Source organism: Halomonas sp. BN3-1 (assembly GCF_003056325.1).
GTDB lineage: Bacteria > Pseudomonadota > Gammaproteobacteria > Pseudomonadales > Halomonadaceae > Halomonas > Halomonas litopenaei.
The window spans coordinates 29,563-54,936 of sequence record NZ_PYVV01000016.1; the positions used below are offsets into that span (position 1 = coordinate 29,563).

Below are 25,374 nucleotides of genomic sequence, written 5' to 3' on the forward strand. Positions count from 1 at the left end.
CGGCAGCCGCCATCCAGGCCGAGTCGCCTTCGTCAGACGGCGTAGCGACTCGGCGACCCTTTGCCCCCGCGTTACACCGTCACCCTGCGAATAGATGAAGTGAGTCGAGAACATGGATAACGCCTTGCTGTTTACCACAAGCGAGATTCAGGAACTGCGCGAAGCGCTCGAAAGCAAGCGCCTGCCTGCGCTGTATCAGGAGCAGATCATTCTGGATCAGGTAAGACTGCGTCCATGTCTTGGCGAGCCCCCCCAGATCCCCGGGCAGGGGGAGGCGGGGGGCGCCGAGCACACCCGGCACAAGCAGAACTACCAGCAGCTGCATCTTGCCTCGCAGTTGTGGCTGTTGACCGAACATCCCGACTATCTGGCCTTTGTCAGGTCGATGCTGCTGGGCTATGCCGACATCTACGAGTCGCTGCCGTCCCATGTGTCGAAGGACAGCAATCCGCCCGGTCGGCTGTTTCATCAGTGTTTGAACGAGAGCATGTGGCTGCTGTACGGCAGTGATGCCTACAGCAACGTGCGCGACGCGCTGAGCGAAGAGGAACGACGGCATATCGAACAGCGCCTGCTGGTGCCCATGGTCCAGTTGATCGCCGATCACAACGCCGACGACTTCGACGTCATCCACAATCATGGCATCTGGTCGGTGGCCGCAGGCGCCTTCGCCGGTCTGGTGCTGGGCGACAAGGAGCTGGTCAATCGCTCCTTGTACGGTAACGCCGGTGACGGAGTGTCGGGCGGCTTCTACGCCCAGCTCGACCGGCTGTTCTCGCCGGACGGCTACTACCTGGAAGGGCCCTACTACCACCGCTTTGCCCTGCGCCCGATGATCCTGCTGGCCGAGGCGCTCTATCAGAGCGGCAACGACACCGGCATCTTCGGCTATCGCGACGGTATCATCGGCAAGGCGATCGCCTGTCTCAATGAGCTGACCTTCGAGGACGGACGATTCATCGCCATCAACGACAGCTCCAGGACGATGGGGCTTGCCGACGAGGGCGCCATCCTCGGAGCGATGACCCTGGTCGGTCGCTACCGTCAGAGCGATCTGCCGCTGGCCCTGCGCGAGATCCTGCTCGACCAGTCGACACCGCTTTCTTACCTCGCCACGCTGCCGCAACTCGCGAGCTACCTGGAGAGCGGCGGCCAGGCGCATGCCCCGCGCGACAGCCTGTTCATCACCGATGGCAGCGACGGCGGCCTGGGCGGCATCGGGGTGCTGCGCGCCGCCACCGAGTCGGGGCACGAGGCCATGGCCTATCTGACCTTCGGTCAGCACGGCAGCGACCCCAACTTGCACAGCGCCCTCGATCACGGCCACTTCGACGGCCTGCATCTGGGCTTCTACAACGGACGCCGCGAGACCCTCACCGACTACGGCTTCTGTCGTTGGGTCAATATCGAGCCCAAGTTCGGCGGGCGCTATACCGCCGAGAACAAGAGCTACGCCAAGCAGACGGTGGCCCACAACACACTGGTTGTTGATGAGCGCTCCCAGCACGGCTTCAGCACCTCCAGGGCCTGTGACAACCACGGCGAGCTGGTGTTTTTCGAGACCTCCCGGCCGGAGGTTCAGGCCGTCAGCGCGCGCTTGAGCGGCTACTACGAAGGCGTCGAGCTGCAGCGCAGCGTGGCGCTGGTGAGCCTGCCCGAGATCGCTGAACCGCTGCTGGTCGACATCCAGTGCGCCGACAGTGACCAGACGCATCGCTACGACAGCCCGCTGCACATCAATGGCCAGCTGATGACCACACGCCCGACACTCGAGCCGGTCCCGGCGCCGGCGGCGCTGGGCAGCGCCAACGGCTACCAGCACCTGTGGAAGCTGTCCGAGAGCGCGACGATCGAGCCCGACCAATGTGCACATGTCACCTGGCTTGACGGTGACACCTTCTCCACCGCCCACCTGGCGGCCAGCAACCGCTTCAGCGTGGGATACGGGCTGATCGGCGCGGCCGACCCCGACAATAACCTGCGCAACGAACCCTACCTGATGGCGCGTTCCTCGGGGCGTGGGCATATCTTCGCCACGGTCATCGAGACCCACGGCTACTTCAACGAGGCGCGCGAGATCTCGCGCGGAGCGCGGCCGAGCCTTGCGCGGGTGGCCATCGCGGCCGCCGACGAGACTCACCTGGTCGTGACCCTGACGCTGGACTCGGGCAAGGCCTATTACCTGGCCTGGGCGCGACAGCAGGGTGGTCATCACCAGGTCAGCATCGACGGGAACAGCCTGGCCTGGGATGGCTGGGTCAGCCTCAGCGCCGTCGAGAACGCCCCCTGATGTGCGTCAGGAAGTCTGACCGGCGAGACGCATCGCCGCGGCAACAATCAGTGAGAAGTCAGAAGATGTCGAAGACGATGATGGGACTACTGTGGACACGGAACGATCTGGCGCGGATGGCCGAGCACATCGGTAGCACGAGCCGGCTCGGCGTGACCCTGGACGAGCTTGGCGAGCGGGTCGATGACGCCCTGGCCGCAGGGATCGTGGTGCCCGGGCAGGGCGAAGCGGGCAGTTTCGAGCACAACACCCACAAGCACAACGGCAAGCTGATCGAGCAGGCCGCGCTGGTGGGGCGGGTGAGGGAAGATTCCGCCTGTCTGGACGTTGCCCGGGACCTGCTGCTGGCCTACGCCGAGATCTATCGGGGCATGCCCTATCAGGTGGCCAGGAACACCAACCCGCCGGGCAAGCTGTTCCACCAGATTCTCAACGAGCAGATGTGGCTGCTGGGGGCCTCGCTCGGCTATTCATTGCTGCGCGACGACCTGAGCGACGACCAGCGCACACGCATCGAGCAAGGGCTTTTCGAGCCCATGCTCGAGATGTTCACCGTCACCTACGAGCACGACTTCGATCGCATCCACAACCACGGCCTGTGGGCGGTGGCCGCGGCGGGTATCTGCGCGCTGGTCATCGGCCGCCAGGACGTCGTCGACAAGGCGATCCTCGGCAATGATGGCAGTGGAGAAACCGGCGGCTTTCTGGCCCAGATCGACACTCTGTTCTCGGCCGATGGCTACTACGTGGAAGGGCCCTACTACCACCGCTTTGCCATCCACCCGCTGTGTCTGTTCGCCGAGGCGCTGGCGCTGCATCGGCCCGAACTGGCGATCCATGAATGTTCTGACGGACGAATCAGCAAGTCCATCCGGGCGCTGCTGGCGACTGCCTACCCGGACGGGACCTTTCCCGCCCTCAATGACGCCTCGCGCACCATGGACATCGACGACGAAGGCGTGCGGATCGCGCTGGCGGTGCACATTGGCCGCCACGGTGCCGACCCGGAACTCGTCGCCATGGCGGCCCAGCAGCGTGGCACCTGGGCCCATGGTTTCGGCGTGGATCTGGCCGAGGCCGTCGCTCGGTCGTCGGCCTCTGCCACGATCCCCAGCGCACTTCTGAGTGATGGCGCAGGGGGACAGGCTCACCTCAAGCAGGGGGAGGGGGCGCAGCGCCACCATCTGGTGGTGGCGGCGGGCCAGCACGGCATGGGGCATGGGCACTTCGATCTGCTGGGCCTGTCCTTGTTCAGCGCTGGGCGCGAGCGCCTCAACGAGTATGGCTATTGCCGCTGGGTCAACGTGGAGCCCAAGTTCGGCGGGCGCTACCTGGCCGAGAACGAGGGCTACGCCAAGCAGTCGGTCGCCCACAACCTGGTAGTGGTGGACCAGGCCAGTCAGCACCGGGGCGACCATCGCCTGGCCGATCAGAGCGCCGGGCGCATCGAGCAGTTCGTCGATCGCAGCGACGTGGATGGTGTCACCGCGGTGTGCTGCTCGACCGATGACGCCTATCCGGGAGTCAGCCTGCGTCGCCACTGCCTGCTGCTGACGACCGAGCTGAGCGAGCATCCGCTGCTGGTCGATATCGTCGAGACCAGCGGCCATGAGCGTCACTGCTACGACTACGTGTTCAACTTCACCGGCCAGGTCATCAAGTGGTGGGGGGGCTACGCCGCCCGCGACACCCTCGAGGTGCTGGGAGAGGCCGATGGCTATCAGCACCTGTGGGTGGTGGGCGAGCAGCGGGGCTCCCAGGAAGGCCCCAGCAGCCACGCGATGACCTGGCTGGATGGCGATCGTTTCATCACCTGGCACCAGCGCTCGCAGCACCCATCGAGCGCCATGCAGCTATTGGTCGGCGCCAACGATCCTGAGCGCAATCTGCGCCACGAGAAGAAGGTCATGGCGAGAAGCCACGCCGAGGCGACCGTGTTCGTCAATGTCTTCGAGCAGCACGGTCACTTTGATGAAGCCCATGAAGCCTGTCTGAATGCCAGGCCGACCCTCAAGTCGGTGGAGTTCGACCGCCGGGCCGATGAGCGGATCGAGGTAAGGCTTACCTTCCCCTGGAGGCGCGAGACGCTGGTCATCGACCCGAACGCTGCCTCCGGCTCCGACTACGTCAGTCTGAAGGGAGGGGGATATATGAAATGATCGTTCTATGTTGAGGCAATAACGCCTCACTCCGTTCAGTAATACCTCGAAATAAAAGCGTTAATGGTTCGGAAAGCTGAAATTTCGGCTCTCCGGGCATGGCCCCCTTATGCCCGAAATTCAGGCTGCGCCATGTCCCGGAAGTGATTGGCTCCAGTTTTCCGAGTGGAAGTACAACGACAACACGAGTTCGCCAACATGAGTCTAGATATCGATACGGTCATCATAGGGGTCTATTTCCTCTTTCTGATTGCGATTGGCTGGATGTTCAGGACCTTTACCTCGAATACCAGTGATTACTTTCGCGGCGGCGGCAAGATGCTGTGGTGGATGGTCGGCGCCACCTCCTTCATGACCCAGTTCAGCGCCTGGACCTTTACCGGTGCTGCCGGCAAGGCCTATGACGATGGCTTTGCGGTCGCCATCATCTTCATGGCCAATGCCTTTGGCTATCTGATGAATTATCTGTATTTCGCACCGCGCTTCCGTCAACTGCGCGTGATCACCGTGATTCAGGCCATTCGTCTCAGGTTCGGCAAGGTCAACGAGCAGGTGTTCACCTGGTCAGGCATGCCCAACAGCGTCATCTCGGCGGGTATCTGGCTCAACGGTCTGGCGATCGTGGCGTCGGGCCTGTTCGGCTATGACATGGAGACCACCATCATCATCACCGGTCTGGTGGTGCTGTTCATGTCGGTGACGGGTGGGTCCTGGGCGGTTATCGCCTCGGACTACATGCAGATGGTGATCATCATGTCGGTGACCATCACCTGCGCCATCGTCGCCGTCTATCAAGCCGGTGGTGCCACCAATATCGTCGAAAACTTCCCGGTCGACTTCTTTGTCGGCGACAACATCAACTATCTGTCGATCTTCGCCATCTGGGGTTTCTGTATCTTCATCAAGCAGTTCAGCATCACCAACAATATGCTGAACTCCTATCGCTACCTGGCTGCCAAGGACTCGAAGAACGCCAGGAAGGCTGGCCTGCTGGCCTGCGTGCTGATGACCATGGGGCCCTTCATCTGGTTCATGCCGAGCTGGTTCATGGCCAGTGAAGGCGTCGATCTGGGGGCGCTGTATCCCGAAGCCGGCGCCAAGGCGGCCGACTTCGCCTACATGAGCTTCGTCGAGCTGTACATGCCGGCGGGTATGCTCGGGCTTCTGATCTCGGCGATGTTCGCCGCCACCATGTCCTCCATGGACTCCGGTCTGAATCGCAACTCCGGCATCTTCGTCAAGAACTTCTATGAAGTCATCCTGCGTCCCAACGCCAGCGAGAAGGAGCTGGTACTGGTCTCCAAGATCTCGTCCACGGTGTTCGGTCTGGCCATCATCGGTTTTGCCTTGTTCATCAATTCGCTCAAGGGACTCAGCCTGTTCGACGCCATGATGTACGTCGGCGCCCTGATCGGCCTGCCGATGACGATTCCTGCACTGCTCGGCTTCTTTATCCGCAAGACCCCGGACTGGTCGGCCTGGGCCACCCTGATCGTCGGCGGCATCGTGTCCTACCTGGTCGGCGTGGTGATGACGGCGGAATTCATCCAGAACACCTTCCAGCTCGACACCGCTCTGACCGGACGTGAATGGGCCGATCTCAAGGTCGCGGTGGGCATCATCTCCCACGTCGTGATCACCGGTGGCTTCTTCGTCTCGACCTGCCTGTTCTACCGCGGCCACAGCTCCGAGCGTCAGGTCGAGGTCGACACCTTCTTTACCAACCGCGACACCCCGGTGGTCACCGGAAAGGACGAACAGGTCGAGGTGGACAACCGTCAGCGCAACATCCTTGGCTACCTGATCATCGTCGCCGGCCTCGGCGTGACCCTGATGTTCCTGCTGCCCAATCCGTTGTGGGGACGCGTCACCTTTGTGGTGTGCGGCGGCATCATCCTGGCGATCGGTCTGGTACTGATCGGCTCCATTCAGAAAACCACCAACAGCAGCAAGAAGGAGGAATACGCCTAGCACCCTTGAAGACACAACAAGCAACAAGGAGATCCATCATGCCACTCAATATTGACCACAGCAGGAAGACCGGACTTCTGCTGTCGGCGGTCCTGGACCCGAGCCTCTGCGAGGCTCGGTACCCCGCCCATCACTTTCTCGAGACGCTGGACCATGGCCGCTTTCGCTTCCCTCAAGAGGGTAGGCCGTTATCCAGCGGGCCTTGTATCGATCGTCTGAACATCGGCCCCTGCGGGGCGCCAGATACGTTCAGGACCGATGGGCCATCTCTGCCGAAAAAGCCGACGTCAAAGCAACAAGTACAATGAGTGAACCAATGAGCAAGAAATTTATCCTCGGTGTTCTGTCTTCCGCTGCGTTCATGTCCACCAGTGTCATTTCTACCAGCGTTGAAGCGATCACCCTCGACTATCGACACGAGTACAAGCATCACACCGAACAGCACGCCAACCGGGTCAAGGTCAGCGATTCCATGGGCATCTTCTACTACGGACTTGAGGCCAAGTTCGCTGGGCAAAGCGAAGATGATGGCACCCAGGGCGCCTTTTCCGACCTCGGCCGTGGCGACAGCGAGATCGACTGGGGCATCAAGTACCCCCTCGATGAAAACTGGTACATCCAGCCCGGCATGCCGATCACCTTCGGTGACGGCAACAACAGCCTCAAGCCGCAGTTTCGCATCGGCTATCGTGCCAGCAGCCTGCCGCTGACCACCACGCTGCGTTATCGCCGTCAGTACACCAGCTACAGTGACGACGATCGCGAAGACTATGTGCAGAACAAGATCACCTTTGTGATGAGCTATAGTCCCGGGGATTATCGCTACTGGCTGGAGTTGAACTACAACCACAACGAGGACCGGGACATCTTCGACAACGGCCGGGAGGCCTACGATGCGATCTTCGGCGCCGGACGGCGCTTCGGCTCCTGGATGCCGTATTTCGATCTGTCCGATGTCGGCGTCAGCTCCGATTCCGATACGCGTCAGCTACGCACTCGGGTGGGCCTCAAGTACTACTACTGAAACGCTGTCGGGCGAAGTGAGCACTCGCTTCGACCAGTCCTCGATCATGACCGACAACAAGGCGGCCTTGACCTCACAAGGCCGCTTGCCGTCCTGGGCCGACCCTGTAGAGGAGCCTATCTTCCGGGAACCGACATCTCGAGGAAGTTTTGGCTAGGGCGGCCTTTTTTTTAGCGGAGAATTACCCGATGCCTACCCTCGACAGGGTCGCACTGTTGCTCGCCTTGATGGTCATCGTCGGCACGGTGATCGCCTATCGCCGCCGTACCGAGACGCCGGACGGCTTTGTCCGTGGAGGAGGTCGGGTACCCTGGTGGATGGCGGGCAGTACTGCCTTCATGACCCAGTTCTCCGCCTGGACCTTTACCGGCGCCGCCCAGAAGGCCTACGAGGATGGCTTTTCGGTGCTGATGATCTTCTGGGGCAACGCGCTTGGGTTTCTGCTGGCGGCGCTCTATTTTGCACCACGATTTCGGCGTCTGCGGGTGTCCACCTACTCCGAGATCATTCGGATGCGCTACGGCAGGTTCACCCAGCTCTTCTATGTGGCGAGCCAGATCCTTCTCACCCTGATGACCGCCTCCATCGCGCTCTATGGCGTGTCGCTGTTTCTCGGCGCGGTGTTCGATGTTCGGGTGGCCTTCGTCACCCTGGTGATCGGTGCTGTCATCATCTGCGTGACGCTGATCGGCGGGGTCTGGGTGGTGTCCGCCAACAACTTCATCCAGATGGTCCAGCTGGCGGTGCTGACCTTCGTCATCGGTGGCTTCGGCCTGTGGCTTGCCGCCGATACCGACATGAGGGTGATCGGCGACGGCCGTGACTTCTGGATCGGCGGCGACGACTACAGCCTGGGCATCATGGTCGTGTGGTCGGGGGCGATGCTGGTCAAGCAGTGCATCAGCATCAACAACGCCACCTCCAGCTATCGCTTCCTTACCACCAATGGTGATCGCGATGCGCGCAAGGCCGCCTTCCTGGCCTCGATCCTGTTCGTGGTGGGGCCGGTAAGCTGGTTTATCCCGCCCTGGCTGATCGGGCAGGCGGGCATAGATCTGGCTGCGCTCTATCCGGCGCTTGGCGAGGACGCCGCCAACGCCGCCTACGTCCACTTCATCCGTGACTTTCTGCCGCCGGGGGTGCTGGGGCTGGTGGTGGCGGCGATGCTGGCGGTCACGGTGGCGCCGATCACCACCTCGCTCAACCGCGACGCCGGGGTGATCATCAGCCTGCTGACGCCGCTGCTGGGGGTAAGCGAACGGCTCGGCCAGCGCCTGGTGGCCATCGGGCGTAGTTTCGGGGTGCTTCAGGGCAGCATCATCGTGACGCTGGCCATCGCCCTGGGCCAGGTCCACCACCTCAGCCTGTTCGACATCATGGTGATGTTCGGGGTGATCTTCCAGATGCCGCTGGCGCTGCCGGCCATGCTGTCCATCGCCAGGACCGGCGCCCCTGACTGGGCCGGTTGGGGCGGGGTACTGGTGGGTATCCTGGTGACCACCACGAGCTATCTGTGGCTCGACGTCGAGGCGTTCAGCCAATGGCTCGGCCTGCCGTCGATCCATCCCTCCCAACTGGTCGATATCAAGCTCGCGGTCTCGCTAATGCTGCAGGTCGTCAGCGTGGTGGGTTTCGTCTACCTGGCGCGTTTCGTCCATGCACCGCCCAGAAGCACCGCCCGCCAGGCAGAGGTCGACGAGTTGTTTGCCCGGCTGGAGCGCCCGGTGGCCGCGGACACCACGCCGGACAGCGGCGGGCCGTCGCGCAAGCTGGCGCCGAGACTGGTGCGGTACGTCGCGCTGGTATCGCTGCTGTTGGCGGTACTCGCCGATACCTGGCTCGGCACCGGCTTCTTTTTGGTCGTGGCCGTGTGTCAGTTGATAATCTCGCGACTCCTCAGGCGTTGAGGGGCAGGGGGCGGCAGGAGGTCGACTCGCCAGGTCATCACGAGCAAATTTCATCCGGCGGGCCAAGACGTCGCCGGGGGAAAACTGGATAATGCGCTCCAAAGGCGTTGTCGGTGGCGAGTGTCCGACGACCCAAACCCATTACTCCGGTGCTGACTCCATGGAAATCAAGGTCAATTTTCTCGACAACCTGAGGCTCGAGGCCAAGTTCGACGACTTCACCGTCGTCACCGACCAGCCCATCCGCTACAAGGGTGACGGCTCGGCGCCGAGCCCCTTCGACTATTTCCTGGCGTCGTCTGCCCTGTGTGCCGCCTACTTCGTCAAGGTCTACTGCGTCGCCCGGGATATCCCCACCGAAAATATCCGGCTGTCGCAGAACAACATCGTCGACCCGGAAAACCGCTACAACCAGATCTTCAAGATCCAGGTAGAGCTGCCCGAAGACCTGTCCGACAAGGACCGCCAGGGCATCCTGCGCTCTATCGAGCGCTGCACCGTGAAGAAGGTGGTGCAGACAGGCCCCGAGTTCCAGATCGAGACGGTGGAGAACCTCGACGAGGACGCCCAGGCGCTGCTGATGGCGGAGCCGGAAGAGGGCCAGAGCACCTGGATCGAGGGCAAGGATCTGCCGCTGGAGCAGACCATCGCCAACATGACTGCCATGCTGGCCGAGCTCGGCATGAAGGTCGAGATCGCCTCCTGGCGCAACATCGTGCCCCACGTCTGGTCACTGCACATCCGCGACGCCGCCTCGCCCATGTGCTTCACCAACGGCAAGGGCTCGACCAAGGAGAGCGCACTGTGCTCGGCGCTGGGCGAGTTCATCGAGCGGCTGAGCTGCAACTTCTTCTACAACGACCAGTTCTTCGGCGAGGAGATCGCCTCGAGCGAGTTCGTCCACTATCCCTGTGAAAAGTGGTTCAAGCCCGGGCCCAACGACGAGCTGCCCAAGGGCATCCTCGACGATTACTGCCTGGAGATCTTCGATCCCGACGGCGAGCTTCAGGGCTCCCACCTGATCGACACCAACTCCGGCAATGTCGAGCGCGGCATCGTCGCGCTGCCCTTCGTGCGCCAGTCCGATGGCGAGGTGATCTACTTCCCCTCCAACCTGATCGAGAACCTCTACCTGTCCAACGGCATGAGCGCCGGCAACACCCTGGCCGAGGCCCAGGTGCAGTGCCTGTCGGAGATCTTCGAGCGCGGTGTGAAGCGCCAAATCCTCGAGCAGGAGCTGGCCCTGCCCGACGTGCCCGAGGAGGTGCTGGCGAAGTATCCGGACATCGTCGAAGGGGTGAAGGCGCTGGAGGCCCAGGGCTTCCCGGTGCTGGTCAAGGATGCCTCCCTCGGAGGCCAGTTCCCGGTGGCCTGCGTGACCCTGATGAACCCCAAGACCGGCGGCGTGTTCGCCTCCTTCGGCGCCCACCCGAGCTTCGAGGTCGCCATCGAGCGCAGCCTGACCGAGCTGATGCAGGGGCGCAGTTTCGAGGGGCTCAATGACTTCATGCCGCCCACCTTCAACTCGCTGGCGGTGACCGAGCCCAACAACTTTGTCGAGCACTTCATCGACTCCTCTGGGCTGGTGTCCTGGCGCTTCTTCAGCGCCAGGCCCGACGTCGAGTTTGTCGAGTGGGACTTCTCCGGCAGCAACGACGAGGAGGCGGCGACCCTGTTCGGTATCCTCGAGGAGATGGGCAAGGAAGCCTACATGATGGTCCACGAGGACCTGGGCGCGCCGGTCTGCCGCATCCTGGTGCCGGGCTATTCCGAGGTCTATCCGGTCGAGGACCTGGTGTGGGACAACACCAACATGGCGCTGGACTACCGCGAGGACATCCTCAATCTGCATCGTCTCGACGACGACCAGCTCGCGGATCTGCTCGAGCGGCTGGAAGAGAGCCAGATCGACGAGCACATGGACATCATCACCCTGATCGGTATCGAGTTCGACGAGAACACCGTTTGGGGCCAGCTGACCATCCTCGAGCTCAAGCTGATGCTCCACCTGGCGCTCGGCCAGCACGAGGAGGCGCTGGATCGGGTCGAGATGTTCCTGCAGTACAACGACAACACCGTCGAGCGTGGCCTTTACTACCAGGCGGTGCGGGCGGTGCTGGAGATCACCCTGGACGACGAGCTAGAGCTCGACGACTTCCTCTACAACCTGCGCCGCATGTTCGGGGACGAGACCATGGACAGCGTGGTCGGTGTGGTCAGCGGCGAGTTGCGCTTCCCCGGCCTTACCCCGACCAGCATGGCGCTCGAAGGGCTGGAAAAGCACCAGCGCCTGATCGAGAGCTACAAGAAACTGCACGCGCGCAGGGCTCAGCTGGCCAAAGCCCAGAGCTGATCAGCCCAGCCCAGCCACCGGCGCCGGTGTAACGGCCAGGCCCTGTGACGGCCTTCAATACCAACGCCCCCGACGGACTTCGTCGGGGGCGTTTTCGTCTGCGCTTCGTACAACGCTCGGGGACAGACGCCCCTGTCTCGCCAAGGTGCTGATGTTCCGGCATATGGGCCGCTTTCCTGGCGCGCTGGACGGCATCTGAGCGATGGATACCAGGCTAGAACTTTGGTCTAGAATCTTGAAATAAATCCGCGTCGTTTCTTGTTGGTGAAAAAATAGCTGCTATTTTTCATTTTCGTGAAGTCAAAGCGTTTTACGCCAGCTATTGCTCGAAGTCGGCGGCGTTGTCGCGGGGGCCGGGGTTGCGGCTTGGCGGCGTGTCACCGCCTTCGGGTGTCATCCACCAAGGAGTTTTCGATGACCCAACAATCGATAACGAATGTCGAAAGCCATCCGCCAGCGGGACCGGTCAGCCGCATCTTCGGCCAGTATGATCGCTCGCTGTTCTGGCCTGTGCTGCTGATCTACGGCTTGATCATGGCTTGCGCGCTGTTCTTTCCGACCCTGACCGGTCAGGTGTTGTCCTCGACCCGCGACTTTCTGATCTTCAACTTCGGCTGGGGCTTTCTGCTGGGGATGGGGGGCGCGCTGCTGTTCTGTCTCTACCTGGTGATCAGCCCCTATGGTGATCTGAAGCTTGGCGCCGACGATGAGGTGCCGGAGTTCTCCTACGGCGCCTGGATCTCGATGCTGTTCAGCTGCGGCTTTGGCATCGGCTTTGTGTTCTTCAGCGTGGCCGAGCCGTTGACCCACCTCTATCAGTCCTCCCACGTCATCGACATGGGGGCGACGGGAGAAGCCGCCGGGGTCGCCAAGGCCGTCCAGCTGACCTTGCTGGACTGGGGCATGCATGGCTGGGCGGTATTTGCCATCGCCGCCTGGGCGATCGCCTTTCCGGCCTACCGCCTGGGCCTGCCGCTGACGGTGGCCACCGGTCTCTATGGCATCCTGGGAGAGCGCTGCAACACCAGTGTCTGGGGGCGCCTGGCCAATGCCCTGGGGATCATCGGCACGATCGGCGGCAATGCCACCATGATCGGGCTCGGGGTGGCCTCCATCAACTACGGTCTGGCGACCTTGTTCGGATGGGACCTTGGTCCCGTCGGCCAGGCCCTGGTGATGATCGTGGTGATCGTGGCCTACGTGATTTCCGCAGCCACCGGTGTGGAGCGCGGCATCAAGGTACTGAGCCAGGCCAATATGGTGATGGCTGGGGCGATTCTGCTGGCGCTGCTGTTCTTCGGCCATGCGCCCACTCAATATCTGCTGAACCTTGCCACCCAGCAGGTCGGCGACTACTTCGGCGAGGTCTTTGCGCTGCAGTTCTGGAGCGATGCCGGCAACTTCGAGCAGCGTGAATGGCTCGGTTGGTGGGTCGTGTTCTACTGGCTCTGGTACATCTCCTACATCCCTTTCTGCGGCGGCTTCATCGCGCGGATTTCCCGCGGCCGGACCCTGCGCGAGTTCATCGTCGGCGTGATCCTGGTGCCCATGCTGCTGGCAATCGGCTGGTTCAGCATCTGGGGAGGCTCCGCCGGCTACGTCGAGGTCACCGGTATCGCGCCTCTATGGGAAGGCGTGCAGCAAAAGCCCGAGTCGGGGATCTATGCCCTGCTCGAGAGCATGCCGGGTGGCTGGTGGCTGAGTCTGGGGGTGCTTTTCAATATCGTCATCTTCGCGGTGACGACCTCCGATTCGGCGTCCTTCTTTGCCGCCATGCAGGTCTCCAATGGCGATGAAAACCCCAAGGTGTCGATGCGTCTGCTGTGGGGCGTGGTGATCGGGTTTACCGGCATCATGTTCCAGTTGACCGGTGGCTTCGACGCGATCAGAAGCCTCGCCATCGTGGTCGGCGCTCCCTTCTTCGTGGTGGGTATCGCCTACATGGTGTCGGTCTACCGGATGCTCAAGTCCGCCAAGAAAGGCGGTGTGCACAACGACAGGATCGGCGTCTTCTACCGAGGCATGGTGCCTTACAAGATCGGCCGCCAGGGAGCCAATGGCGAGAGGCATAGTGATGATCGAGCTTGAACCCCGTGTCGTCGTCCTTTGCCGCCAACCATCGAGGAGGAGTGTCTGATGTCAGTACTCACGCCGTTCGACCCCAGCTATGACCCGTTGAAAGACGCCACTCCCGGTGTCGGGCGGGACTACGCGCCGAGCTACTGGCGCCATCACGCCGGGCCTCCACCGCAGGACGACGGCCCGGTGGATCGCGACATGGACGTCGACGTGGTGCTGATCGGCGCTGGTTTTACAGGCCTTGCCACTGCGCTCTTTCTGGCGCGTGAGTACGGCATCAAGGCGACCGTGCTGGAGGCCAACCAGATCGGCTGGGGTTGCACCAGCCGCAATGGCGGCCAGGGGCATCTCGCCTGGGGCCGCCTGAGTCGCAGCCAGTGGGTGAAGCGCTGGGGCCAGGACGTCGCCCGGCGTCTTCACGCCAATAGCCTCGAGGGCTTCGAGGTGTTCCAGTCGATGGCCGAGGACCCCGAGATCGACTGCGAGCCGCAGAACCACGGCAACCTGTTGATCGCTCACAGCGCCAAGGCACTCGATGGACTCAAGGAGGAGTCACGGCTGTGCAATCGGCTGCTGGGCTACCCGACTCGAGTGCTCGGCCGCGATGATGTGCTCGAGGGTTACATCGGCGACCAGGAGGCCCAGGGCGCCATGCTGGAGCCGGTGGGAATCGCCGTTCAGCCGCTCAAGCTGGCCTACGGCTACGCCCGGGTGGCACGGCGGCTCGGAGCCAGGATTCACACCGCAAGCCCCGTCCAGGGCTGGACCACCGAGGGTGGGGTGCATCACCTCAGGACCCCGGGGGGTGTGGTGCGGGCGCGTGCCGTGGGCATCGCCACCGCGGGTTATACCAGCCCCCAGCTGCACCGAGTCACGGCCTACCGCAATATGCCGATCATGGCCAACTCGGTGTGGACCCGGACCTTGACCGACGACGAGGTCGAGGCCTGCGGCTTTCGTTCCACTGTGCTGACCACCGATACCCGCAAGCTGCGCTACTACTATCGCTTTCTGCCGGAAAGGCGCCTGCAGATCGGCACCCGTAGCGCGATCAGCGGTGCCGACGCCCAGAACCCGCGACACCTCAAGGTGGTCCACGATGCCATCGCACGAAAGTTCCCGGCCATCGCCGGTATCGAGACGCCCTGGTTTTCCCACGGCTGGATGGATATCTCCCACGACATGATGCCGAGGATCGTGCAGCCGGACCCCGGCAGCAGCATCTTCTACGCCCAGGGATACAGCGGCAATGGCGTGGCATTTTCTGCCTACGCCTCAAAAAAGATGGCGGCGCTGATCGCCGGCGAATCGCTCAAGGAGGCCGACCTGCCGATCTTCAATTCGCCCTTGCCCGGGCACCCGCTGAGGCCGGTGCGTCGTCTGGGCCAGCGTGCCCTTTACCGGTACTTCCAGGTGCTCGACAGCCTGCGATAGCCATGGCAATGGCGGGCGCCGCCTAGGCCGGGCGTCCTCTTCTCACCACCACGATTCACGACAACTGCTACGCACAACCGTGACTCGCAACGACCGCTACACACAGCGGCCAACATGTCCCGACAGGAGACACACCCCATGACGACAATGACAAACGAGACGCTCAATCGCCTCTTCGCGGCCTTCAACGCCCACGATATCGACGCGGTGATGAGCTATTTTGCCGACGATATCGTCTTCGATACCGTCGCCGGGGACCAGGCCCATGGCACCCGCATAGAGGGCTGGGAGGCCGTCAAGGCGGCCTTCGAGAACACCTGGGGCACCATGCCTGACGTGCAGTGGATCAACGGCAGGCACTACTTTGTCATGGCCGGCGTCGCCGACGGTGGCAGCGATGGGCCAGGCGCTGGCGGCGAGCGTATCGTCTCCGAGTCGACCTTCGTCGCCACCCAGCCAGACGGCAAGCGAGTCGAGGCGGACGGGGTCGATCTGTTCAGCGTGCGAGATGGCAAGATCACCCGCAAGCAGGCGTTTCGCAAGCAGCGTCCCGCCTTTGACCCCAGTTGACGCCTTAGTCGCCGTGCGATGCCTTAGCCCCCGGTCGAGCCTCTGGTAGTCTAGGTCCACGCCAATAATGATGGGAAAAGCGATGGCCAGGACGAAGGACGCCAGCAAGGACGCCAGCAAGGAGGCCACCCGGGATACCCGCGAGGGTCAGGACGCCCTGCGGCTCGGTCAGCAGATCCGCGATCTGCGCAAGGCGCGTCAGATGACGCTGGCCGAGCTTGCCGAACGGGTCAACCGCTCGGTGGGCTATCTGAGCCAGGTCGAGCGGGGCGCGTCGTCGCTGCCCATCGGCGTGCTGCAGGCGATCAGCGAGGCGCTGGGGGTGCGGGTGAGCTGGTTCTTCGAGGCCGACAGTGACGTGCCCGAGCACGAGCGGGACGCGATCGTGCGCGCCTCCGGCCGCCGGGCCATGGAATTTTCAGGCATCGGCGTCCGTGAAGAGCTGCTGTCACCGCGTCTCAGCGGCCAGTTGATTCTGATCATGACGCGGCTGGAACCGGGCGGCAGTGGCGGTGAGGTGCCCAGGCAGCGTAAGGGCGAAGAGGCCGGCTACGTCGAAGCCGGGCAGCTCGAACTCACCATCGGTGATCAATGCCATCTGCTGGAGGCGGGCGACAGCTTCTCCATCACCGGCGACCAGCCCCACCTTATCCGCAACCCCGGCGATATCGAGACGCGGGTGGTATGGGTGATGACCGGGGTCGACTACTAGGGCTTGTCTGAGAAAGTGCCTGCGCTCGGTAACACGGCGTTAAAAATCGGCTGGTGCGTCAGTCCGGTCAACATGCTCGTTTACACCCCGTAAACTGCGCTGTCGCACCGATTTTTGCCTTGTCTAACCTTCGCTCGTCGACTTTTCGGACGACGCCGAAGGCGCCCGGAGCGGTCTCCGGGCGTTCACTCCACGTGTTCTCTCCACGCGTTCTCTCCAGGCAGGCTTTTCGGTGGCCGGCGAGGCCTTCAGGCAGGCAGTCGGTTCACTGGCCACAGCACCTTCTCGCCGCTGGCGAAGCGCACCGCTTCTTCGGCCACCTTGCGCTTGAGCTCTTGCGCGGCGTCTTCTGAATACCAGGCCATGTGCGGGGTGATCAGGCAGTTGTCGATGCCCCTGAGCGGGCTGTCGGCGGGCAAGGGTTCCTGCTCGGTGGTGTCCAGGGCGGCGCCGGCAAGCCTGCCTTCCTTCAAGGCCTGGGCCAGGGCCGTCTCGTCGATGATGCCGCCACGGGAGGTGTTGATCAGATAGGCCGAGTCCTTCATCCGCTCCAGTGCCGCGGCGTCCACCAGATGGCGGGTTTCCTCGGTCAAGGGGCAGAACAGCCCGATCACGTCGGCCTCCCGGAACAACTCATCGAGTTCCAGGCAGCGAAGCTGGTCGGTGCCGTCTTCGGCGTTGGGCTGATGGTAGCGGTCGTGGGCGATGACATTGAAGCCCAGCGCCGCCATCTTGCGGGCGTAGAGCCGGCCGATGCGACCCAGGCCGACCACCCCGGCGGTCATCCGGGTCTGGCGTCGGATCGGCATGGCATCGGCGTACTCCCAGCGTCCGGCCTGGCAGCCGGCGTTCATCGGCACCAGCTTGCGAATCAGCGCCAGGCTCAGGGCCAGGGCGTGATCGGATACCTCGTGCATGCCGTAGTCCGGGACGTTGCAGACCTGGACCCCGGCGGCGCTGGCGGCCTCGAGGTCGACGTTGTTGACGCCGACCCCGTAGCGCACGATCTGCTTGAGATCGGGCAGGGCCTCGAATACCCGGCGGGTGAAGGGGGCGTACTGGTTCAGGGCGATATCGACGCCCTGGAGCTGTTCGATCAGCGCATCTTCGCTTTGGCATTCAAGCAGCGGGACATCGAAGCCCGCGCGCTTGAAGATCTCGGTTTCCACGTCGTGGTTGGCGTGGTCGAGGTCGGTAAAGACGATCTTCATGCAAGTCTCCTGTCAGCGGCCGAGGTAGCCGCCATCGACGGGCAGGGTGACACCGTGGACATAGTCCGAGGCAGGGGAGGCCAGAAACAGCAGCGGTCCTTTCATGTCGTCGCCATTGCCCCAGCGCCCGGCGGGAATGCGTGCGGTGATCTCGGCGTTGCGGCCCTCGTCGGCCAGCAGTGCGCTATTCATGTCGGTGGCCATGTAGCCCGGGGCGATGGCGTTGACGTTGATGCCCTTGGCCGCCCATTCGTTGGCCAGGGCCTTGGTCAGCTGCATCACGCCGCCCTTGCTGGCGGCGTAGGCCGGCACCGTCATGCCACCGAAGAACGACAGCAGCGAGGCGATATTGATGATCTTGCCCTGGCCGTCGGGCCCTTCGACGTTACGCTTAAGCATATGCCGGGCGGCGAGCTGACACAGCTCGAACACCGCCGTCAGGTTGACCTCGAGCACCGCCTCCCAGTCATCGGCGGGGAAGTGCTCGGAAGGGTGGCGGCGCTGGACGCCGGCGGCGTTGACCAGGATGTCGAGGCGACCGCCGAGCTTGGCAAGGGCAGCGTCGAAGCCCTCGCTGCGCTGCTGGCGTCTAGCCAGATCGACGACCACGCCATGACAGGCGCTGGTCGACGTGGACAGGCCCGAGGCGACCTCATGGACCTTGTCCGACGAGCCCAGGATGACGACCTCAGCGCCTGCCTCGAGCAGGGCTTCGGCCATGCCGAGGCCGAGGCCCCGGGTTCCGCCGGTGACGATGGCCTTGCGGCCGTGTAGATCGAACAGCTTCATGATTGGCAGTCCACCAGAACCTTGACGGTGTTGAGGGAGGGCGTGGCGATCATCTCGAAGACACCGGCCGCGTCGGACAGCGGCACCACCTGGGTGATGGTCTGGCGCAGTTCATCGGCCAGGGTGTCGGCCAGAGTCAGGGCGTCGCCGAACTGCTTGTGGGTGTAGACCCGGGAGCCGATCAGGGTCAGCTCCTTGAAATTCACGTCGATCAGATTGACCGCGTGGGCCGCCTTGTGGGTGGCGGTCAGGCAGATGGTACCGCCGACGCGTACTACCTTGGTCATCTCCAGCGCCGCGCTCTCGACACCGGAGCACTCGAACACGGCGTCGGCGCCGTCGCCGCCGGTGGCGCTGGCCACCCGCTCGACCAGGCTCTCGCTGCGCACGTCCACGGTATCGAAGCCGAGCTGGCGACAAAGTCCCAGGCGGCCTTCGTCGACGTCGGAGACGATCACCCGGGAGGCGCCTGAGTGGCGCAGCACGATGGCGGTCAACAGGCCGATTGGGCCGGCGCCCATCACCACTGCGCTGTCGAGCAGCGCAAAGCGTGCCTGGTGCAGCGTCCTGACCACCACCGCCAGGGGCTCCACCAGCGCCGCCACCTCATCGGACAGGCTGTCCGGCACCTTGAACAGCACGCTTTCGTCGATCCACTGATGGTCGGTCATGCCTCCGTCACGATCGATGCCGATCAGGCGCAGGTTGGCGCAGACATGCGGGGTGCCGTTGCGACAGGGGTGGCAGTCGCCGCAGGAGATCAGCGGGTAGGCCACCACTCGGTCGCCCACCGCGAAGCGCGAGTCCGGCGGCGTCTGCTCCACTCGGCCGACGAATTCGTGGCCCAGCACCAGGGGCGCCTGGGCGCGCGGGTGCTTGCCCGAGTAGATGCCGATGTCGGTGCCGCAGACACCGCAGTAGAGCATGCGAACCTTGACGGCGCCGGCCCGCTCGGCGGGCTCCGGCACCTCGGTGACCTCGACCTGGCGGGGGCCGGTATAGACCAGTGCTTCCATGGGGGTTCCTCGTGTCGTCGGGGCGTTGTGAAGAGGGAGAATTCAGGCGCTGTGCTGCTGGCGCTCGGCACCGCTGTCGCTGCCGAGCCGTGCACCGCCGGTGCGATGGGGGGCCATCCGGTCGCGGTCGAACTCGACCCCGATGCCGGGGCTGTCCGGGGCCACCGCGCGACCCTGGTCGAGGACCAGCGGACGTCGGGTGTAGTGATCGATGGGGAAGGAGTGGATCTCCATCCAGCCGGCGTTGGGCTGGGCCGACACCAGGCTTACGTGCAATTCCTGCATGCCGTGGCTGCAGATGGGCAGGCCGTAGTGGCGGCTCTGGCGGGCGACATCGAGCCAGCCGCTGATACCGCCGCAGTTGGAGGCGTCGGGCTGGATGAAGGATAGCCGCGCCTGCTCGAAGGCGTAGCCGAATTCGTGAGAGGTGTGCAGGTTCTCGCCCATGGCCAGGGGCATGCCGGTCGCCTCGGAGATACGGGCATAGCCCTGGTAGTCATCGGGAAGGGTGGGTTCCTCGAACCAGGTGATGTCGTAGGGCGCGAAGGCCCTGGCGGCCTCGATGGCGCCATCGACGCTCAGCGCGTAGTTGGCGTCCACCATGAAGGGACGCTCGGGGCCGATCAGCTCGCGTACCCGCGCCACCCGCTCGACATCCTCGGCAAGGGTCGGGCGGCCGACCTTGATCTTGATGGCCTCGGCGCCCTGGTCGAGGTAGCCCTGAACGTTGGCAAGCAGCCGCTCGAGGGAGAAGTTGAGGTCGATGCCGCCGAAGTAGGCCTGGCACTGGTGGCCCTGGCCGCCGGCCATCTGCCATAGCGGCTGGCCGAGGCGGCGGCCCTTGAGGTCCCACAGCGCGATATCCAGCGCCGAGATGGCGAAGGCGGCGATGCCGCCGCGGCCCACGTAGTGGATATGCCATAGCATGTCGTCGTAGCAGCCGGCGATGTCACCGGCGTCACGCCCCAGCAGCATCGGCGCCAGGTCGTGCTCGAGCAGTGCCAGGATGGCGTGTCCGCCGCGCCCGCCGGTATAGGTGTAGCCGGTACCGCTGTGGCCATCCGCGGTGGTGACGGTGGCGGTCACGACCTCGAAGTCGGTGTGCACGCCATGCTTGGCATCGCCCATGGGCTCGCTCAGCGGCAGTCGGTAGAGGTCGAGCTCGATGGAGGTGATCGTCGACATGGGAGGATTATCCTGTGTTGCGTGTGCGCGTGATCTGCACCTGGATCGCGATCACGACGAAGAGAAAGGCGCCGCGGATGACCATCTGCCAGTAGGCGCTGAGGTTGAAGGTGCCGAGTCCGTTTTCGAAGTTCAAAAGGTTGAAGATCAGACCGAGCATCAAGGCGCCGATCAGCGTCGCCACCAGCGACCCCTTGCCGCCGGTCAGCAGGGTGCCGCCGACGACGACGGCGGCGATGGCGGTCAACTCCCAGCCTAGTCCCTCCAGCGGCTGGCCGGCGCCAAAGCCCGAGGCCAGAAAGACCCCGGCGAGCCCGGCACAACCGCCGCTGATCAGGTAGGCCAGGGTCTTGGCCTTGCGCGCGGGCAGGCCCATCAGGTGGGCGGCTTCCTCGTTGTCGCCCACCGCGAGCATGGTGCGGCCGATGGGGCGTTGTTCCAGCAGCCACCAGAGACCGGCGCCGACCACCAGGGTGATAGCGAAGCTCCAGGGCAGCAGGCCGCCGATCGACTCCATCCCCAGTCGGGTAAAGCCGCTGGCCCAGTCCACCGGCACCGTCTGGTTGCCACTGATGATCAGGGCGGTGCCCTTGGCCGCCAGCAGGCTCGCCAGGGTGGCGATAAAGGGAGGGATATGCAGACGCGTGATCATCACGGCATTGACCAGACCCGCCGCCAGTCCGGTGGCGAACCCCGCCAGGAGCGCCGGGACCAGGCCGTAGGGGCTGACGTAGGCGGCGGTGACCGAGGACAGCGCCGCCACCGTGCCCACCGACAGGTCGATGCCACCGGTGATGATCACCAGGCACATGCCCAGGCTGATCAGCACGAACATGGCGTTGTAGTTGAGAAAGGACGAAAGATTGTAGGCGCTGCCGAAATTGTCGTAGCGGATCAGGCCGAGGCAGACCAGTGCCAGCAGGATCACGCAGACCCCGGTGGCCTGGCCATTGTCGGCAAGGCGCTGGCGCCAGGAGACGGTGGTCATGTCAGTGGGCTCCTCTGGGCGTCTGGAGATACACCGCCAGCACGATGATGGCGGCCTTCACCACCAGCGCCACCTCGTCGGCGACGCCGTTGGCGAGCAGGGTGTAGCGCACCAGCTGAATGATCGCGGCACCGAGGATGACCCCGGCGATGGGGGCCTTGCCGCCCTTGAGCAGGGCGCCGCCGACCACCGCCGCGGCGATGGCGTCGAGCTCCATCAGGTTGCCGTTCTTGGCCGCGTCCGAGGCGGAATTGATGGCCACGGTGATCAGCCCGGCGAGGCCGGCGAGCAGGGCACAGCTGGTGTAGGCTGCGAGCTTGACGCGGGTCACCGGGACCCCGGCCATGCGTGCCGCCTGGGGGTTGCCGCCGGTGGCCAGCAGGTAGCGGCCGTAGCGGGTGCGGGCGATGACCCAGGCCACCACCAGGGCGATGACCACCACCAGCCAGCCCTGGAAGGGCAGGCCGAGTAGCCGACCGGCGCCGAGGAACTCGAAGGCGGGATTGTCGAAGGTCTGCAGGTTGCCGTTGGTCAGCACCTGGGCCAGACCGCGGCCGGAAATGAACAGCACCAGGGTGGCGATGATCGGCTGCACGCCGAAGCGACTGACCAGCACGCCGTTGAACAGCCCGCAGGCCACGGCGACCGCCAGGGCCACGATGATGGCCACCAGGGTCATCGCCAGCGGCGCCTGCTGGCCGAACTCCGACAGAAAGATCAGCGGCGCCAGGGCGCCGGCCAGGGCCATCACCGCGCCCACCGACAGATCGATGCCACCGGTGGCGATGACCAGGGTCATGCCGATGGCGACGATGGCGATGGTCGACACCTGGGAGACGTTGACCGACAGCGTCTGCCACTCGAGAAAGTTGGGGGTGATCGCGACATTGAACAGGATCAGTGCCAGCAGGGCGACGAGTAGCGCCAGGCTGCGGGGATTCACCGGCATGGCCTGGCGCCATCGCGGGCTGGCCGACCGGGGCGTCGCCTGACGGGAGGAGTGGAGCGACGTCATGGTGCGGTCTCCTGGTGGTCGGTGGCGGTAGCGGGGGAACTCTCGTCGTCACGGGCCGCGCCGTCGGCTCGGTCGTGCTGGGCGGTGGCGATGGCGGTGACCAGGGCGTCTTCGCTGAGCCCGGGGTTGTCGAGCACCCGGGTCGAGTGGCCTTCGTGCATGATCACCACCCGCTGGGCGCCCTCGGCGAGTTCCTCGAATTCCGAGCTGATCATCAGCACCGCGCCGCCCTGGGCCTGATAGTCCTGCACGATGCGCTGGATCTCGCGCTTGGCGCCGATATCGACGCCACGGGTCGGCTCGTCGAGGATCAGCAGTCGCGGCTGGGTCGCCAGCCACCGCGCCAGCAGTACCTTCTGCTGGTTGCCACCGGACAGCTGGCCGATGGGTTGTTCCATGGAGGCGGTCTTGATCTTGAGCGCCTCGATATAGTGCGCGGCGAGTTCGCGCTCGCGCCGCCTTTGGATGACGCCGCGACGGCTCAGCGTGCCGAGCAGGGGCAGGGTCATGTTCTCGCGCACGCTCATCTCGGGGATGATGCCCTCGACCTTGCGGTCTTCGCTGAGCAGCGCCACCCCCGCGGCGATGGCGTCGCGGCTGTGGCGGGGGGCGTAGCGCTGGCCGGCAAGTCGCATGCTGCCCCGGGTGCTGCGATCGAGCCCGAACAGGGCGCGGGCAAGCTCGCTGCGACCGGCCCCGAGCAGACCACCGAGGCCCACCATCTCGCCCTGATGCACCTCCAGCGAGGCGCCGCGCAGGCCCTTGTCGGTGGCCAGAGACTCGACCTCGAGCAGCGTCTCGTCGGTGTCGAGTTCCATCTCACGAAAGCTGGTGGTGCCGCTTGCCTGGATGTCCGAGGCCTTGCGGCCAAGCATGGAGGCCACCAGCTCCAGGCGTGGTGTCTCGCTGAGGGTACGCTGCTCCACCGTGGCGCCGTTGCGCATGATGGTGGCGCAGTCGCACACCGCGTAGAGCTCCTCGAGGAAGTGCGAGACGAACAGCACCGAGGTGCCCTGGGACTTGAGCAGCCGGATGACCTCGAACAGCCGCTGGACCTCGCGTTCGTCCAGCGAACTGGTCGGTTCGTCCATAATCACCAGCCTGACCTGCTGGGACACCGCTCGGCCGATGGCCACCAGCTGCTGGATGGCGGTGGAGTACTCGCTGAGCGGACGGCGGACGTCGATGTCCAGCCCCAGCTCCTCGAGCACCGTGCGGGCCCGTCGATGGGCCTGGGGCCAGTCGATCCCGCCCCACCAGTGAAGCGGCTCGAAGCCCATCATCATGTTCTCGGTGACCGAGCGCAGCGGCACCAGGTTGAGCTCCTGGTAGATGGTGGCAACGCCCGCCTGCTGCGCCCGGCGCGGGCCGGAGAAGGCCACAGGCTTGCCGTCGAGCAGGATCTGGCCGCTGGTCGGTGTGTAGACCCCGGTCAGAACCTTGATCAGGGTGGACTTGCCCGCCCCGTTCTGGCCGATCAGGGCGTGCACCTCACCCGGCGCGATCGTGAGTGAGGCGCCGTCGAGGGCGACGGTACCTCCAAACCGCTTGTGGATGTCGCGCATGTCGATAAGCGCTGTCATGACGTGGTACCTGGTTGGAATGTCAGGTCGGGATCAACCGGCGTGGCTCAGCTCAATAGGCGTCGTCGATATGCTCGGCGGCGTTGTCTTGGGTGAAGACACGGTCCTCGACGCGCACCCAGGGCTCGATGGTCTCGCCGGCGGCGTAGCGGTTGAGCACGTCGCAGGCCATCGGACCAAAGCGCGGCGACGACTCGACGCTGACCCCGAGCTTGCCGTCGAGGATCGCCTGCAGGGCGTCGCGGGTGCCGTCGATGGAGACCAGCAGCACGTCCTCGCCTGGGGTGCGTCCGGCCAGTTCCAGCGCCTGGATGGCACCGATGATCATCTCGTCGTTGTGGGCGTAGACCACGTTGACCTCAGGGTGGGCCTGAAGCAGCGTCTCCATCACCTGGCGGCCGGTATCGCGGGCGAAGTCGCCGGACTGGGAGGCGATGATCTCCATGTTGTCCTGTTCGGCGATGACCGCATCGAAGCCTTCCTTGCGGTCATTGGCCGAGGAGGCGCCGGTGGTGCCCTCGAGCTCGATGATGTGGGCCTGTTCGCCTTCGAAGTTGTCGACCAGCCACTGGGCGGCGATGCGCCCCTGCTCGATGAAGTCGGAGCCGAGGAAGCTGACATAGTGCTCACCGGCCTTGGCGACCTCGTCATCGACGATACGGTCGACCAGGAACACCGGGATGCCTGCCGCACGGGCCTTCATCACCGCCGGGATCAGCGCCTTTTCCTCGCGCGGGGGCAGGAAGATCGCATCGACGCCCTGGGCGATCATGCTGTCCACGTCGGCGACCTGCTTGGCGGCGGAACCGGCCGCGTCAGTCACCGTCAGCTGCCAGTTGCACTCGGGGGCGATATCACGAAACGACTGGGTCTCGGCGATGCGCCAGGGGTTGTTGCTTTCCATCTGGGCGAAGCCCACCCGATAGCTGTCCTTCTGTTCCAGCGGCGGCAACTGCTGGGCCCAGCCGGGCATGGCGGAAAGTCCCAGCAGGGCGGCGGTGGCAAGCCCTGCCAGGCGGCGGGCGCGGGGGTGACGGGCAGTCGGGGAGTGGTGGGTCGAAGGCATCGTGTTCTCCTGGGCTATTGTG

At 64.2% G+C, this 25,374-nt stretch carries 18 protein-coding genes; 10 read left to right on the forward strand and 8 right to left on the reverse strand.

Annotation, left to right across the window (positions count from 1 at the left end):
• Positions 1-112: 112 nt before the first annotated feature.
• From C9F12_RS19065 to C9F12_RS19115, 10 genes are all read left to right on the forward strand, one after another.
• Positions 113-2,290: a heparinase II/III family protein gene (locus C9F12_RS19065; protein ID WP_108449879.1), complete on the forward strand. Its 2,178-nt coding sequence runs from the start codon at positions 113-115 to the stop codon at positions 2,288-2,290.
• Between the two features lie 65 nt (positions 2,291-2,355).
• Entirely contained in the window at positions 2,356-4,449 is a 2,094-nt protein-coding gene (locus C9F12_RS19070) for a heparinase II/III family protein (protein ID WP_162816531.1), read from the forward strand.
• A gap of 198 nt (positions 4,450-4,647) precedes the next feature.
• A complete protein-coding gene (locus C9F12_RS19075; RefSeq protein ID WP_108449881.1) occupies positions 4,648-6,420 on the forward strand; it encodes a transporter in 1,773 nt (590 codons plus the stop codon).
• A 316-nt stretch (positions 6,421-6,736) separates the two neighbouring features.
• Entirely contained in the window at positions 6,737-7,444 is a 708-nt protein-coding gene (locus C9F12_RS19085; RefSeq protein ID WP_162816532.1) for an oligogalacturonate-specific porin KdgM family protein, read from the forward strand.
• Positions 7,445-7,632: 188 nt separating this feature from the next.
• On the forward strand, positions 7,633-9,351 hold the full coding sequence (locus C9F12_RS19090; RefSeq protein WP_108449884.1) for a hypothetical protein: 1,719 nt from the start codon (positions 7,633-7,635) through the stop codon (positions 9,349-9,351).
• A gap of 160 nt (positions 9,352-9,511) precedes the next feature.
• Positions 9,512-11,704, forward strand: a complete 2,193-nt coding sequence (locus C9F12_RS19095; RefSeq protein ID WP_108449885.1) for an OsmC domain/YcaO domain-containing protein — start codon at positions 9,512-9,514, stop codon at positions 11,702-11,704.
• 414 nt (positions 11,705-12,118) lie between these two features.
• Positions 12,119-13,792: a BCCT family transporter gene (locus tag C9F12_RS19100; RefSeq protein ID WP_052704185.1), complete on the forward strand. Its 1,674-nt coding sequence runs from the start codon at positions 12,119-12,121 to the stop codon at positions 13,790-13,792.
• A 48-nt stretch (positions 13,793-13,840) separates the two neighbouring features.
• A complete protein-coding gene (locus tag C9F12_RS19105) occupies positions 13,841-15,217 on the forward strand; it encodes an FAD-dependent oxidoreductase (protein ID WP_108131703.1) in 1,377 nt (458 codons plus the stop codon).
• Positions 15,218-15,355: 138 nt separating this feature from the next.
• Positions 15,356-15,787 (forward strand): nuclear transport factor 2 family protein, encoded by a 432-nt coding sequence (locus tag C9F12_RS19110; RefSeq protein WP_108131704.1) that lies wholly within the window; start codon positions 15,356-15,358, stop codon positions 15,785-15,787.
• Positions 15,788-15,869: 82 nt separating this feature from the next.
• A complete protein-coding gene (locus C9F12_RS19115) occupies positions 15,870-16,499 on the forward strand; it encodes an XRE family transcriptional regulator (protein ID WP_162816533.1) in 630 nt (209 codons plus the stop codon).
• Positions 16,500-16,747: 248 nt separating this feature from the next.
• On the opposite strand, the gene C9F12_RS19120 is transcribed toward C9F12_RS19115, so the two are convergent.
• The 8 genes from C9F12_RS19120 to C9F12_RS19155 are packed head-to-tail and all read right to left on the reverse strand — an operon-like array spanning position 16,748 to position 25,352.
• Entirely contained in the window at positions 16,748-17,710 is a 963-nt protein-coding gene (locus C9F12_RS19120) for a C-terminal binding protein (protein ID WP_108449887.1), read from the reverse strand.
• A 12-nt stretch (positions 17,711-17,722) separates the two neighbouring features.
• Positions 17,723-18,499, reverse strand: coding sequence for an SDR family NAD(P)-dependent oxidoreductase (locus C9F12_RS19125; RefSeq protein ID WP_108449888.1), 777 nt, complete (start codon positions 18,497-18,499; stop codon positions 17,723-17,725).
• Complete coding sequence (locus C9F12_RS19130; RefSeq protein ID WP_108131708.1) at positions 18,496-19,515, reverse strand: alcohol dehydrogenase catalytic domain-containing protein; 1,020 nt, start codon at positions 19,513-19,515, stop codon at positions 18,496-18,498. The genes C9F12_RS19125 and C9F12_RS19130 overlap by 4 nt, the downstream gene beginning before the upstream one ends.
• A 42-nt stretch (positions 19,516-19,557) precedes the next feature.
• Positions 19,558-20,700, reverse strand: a complete 1,143-nt coding sequence (locus tag C9F12_RS19135) for a mandelate racemase/muconate lactonizing enzyme family protein (RefSeq protein WP_108449889.1) — start codon at positions 20,698-20,700, stop codon at positions 19,558-19,560.
• A gap of 7 nt (positions 20,701-20,707) precedes the next feature.
• Entirely contained in the window at positions 20,708-21,688 is a 981-nt protein-coding gene (locus tag C9F12_RS19140; protein ID WP_108449890.1) for an ABC transporter permease, read from the reverse strand.
• Position 21,689: 1 nt separating this feature from the next.
• Complete coding sequence (locus C9F12_RS19145) at positions 21,690-22,703, reverse strand: ABC transporter permease (protein ID WP_205254732.1); 1,014 nt, start codon at positions 22,701-22,703, stop codon at positions 21,690-21,692.
• Positions 22,700-24,286, reverse strand: coding sequence for a sugar ABC transporter ATP-binding protein (locus C9F12_RS19150; protein ID WP_205254733.1), 1,587 nt, complete (start codon positions 24,284-24,286; stop codon positions 22,700-22,702). The genes C9F12_RS19145 and C9F12_RS19150 overlap by 4 nt, the downstream gene beginning before the upstream one ends.
• A gap of 52 nt (positions 24,287-24,338) precedes the next feature.
• Positions 24,339-25,352 (reverse strand): ABC transporter substrate-binding protein, encoded by a 1,014-nt coding sequence (locus C9F12_RS19155; protein WP_108131710.1) that lies wholly within the window; start codon positions 25,350-25,352, stop codon positions 24,339-24,341.
• Positions 25,353-25,374: the final 22 nt, after the last annotated feature.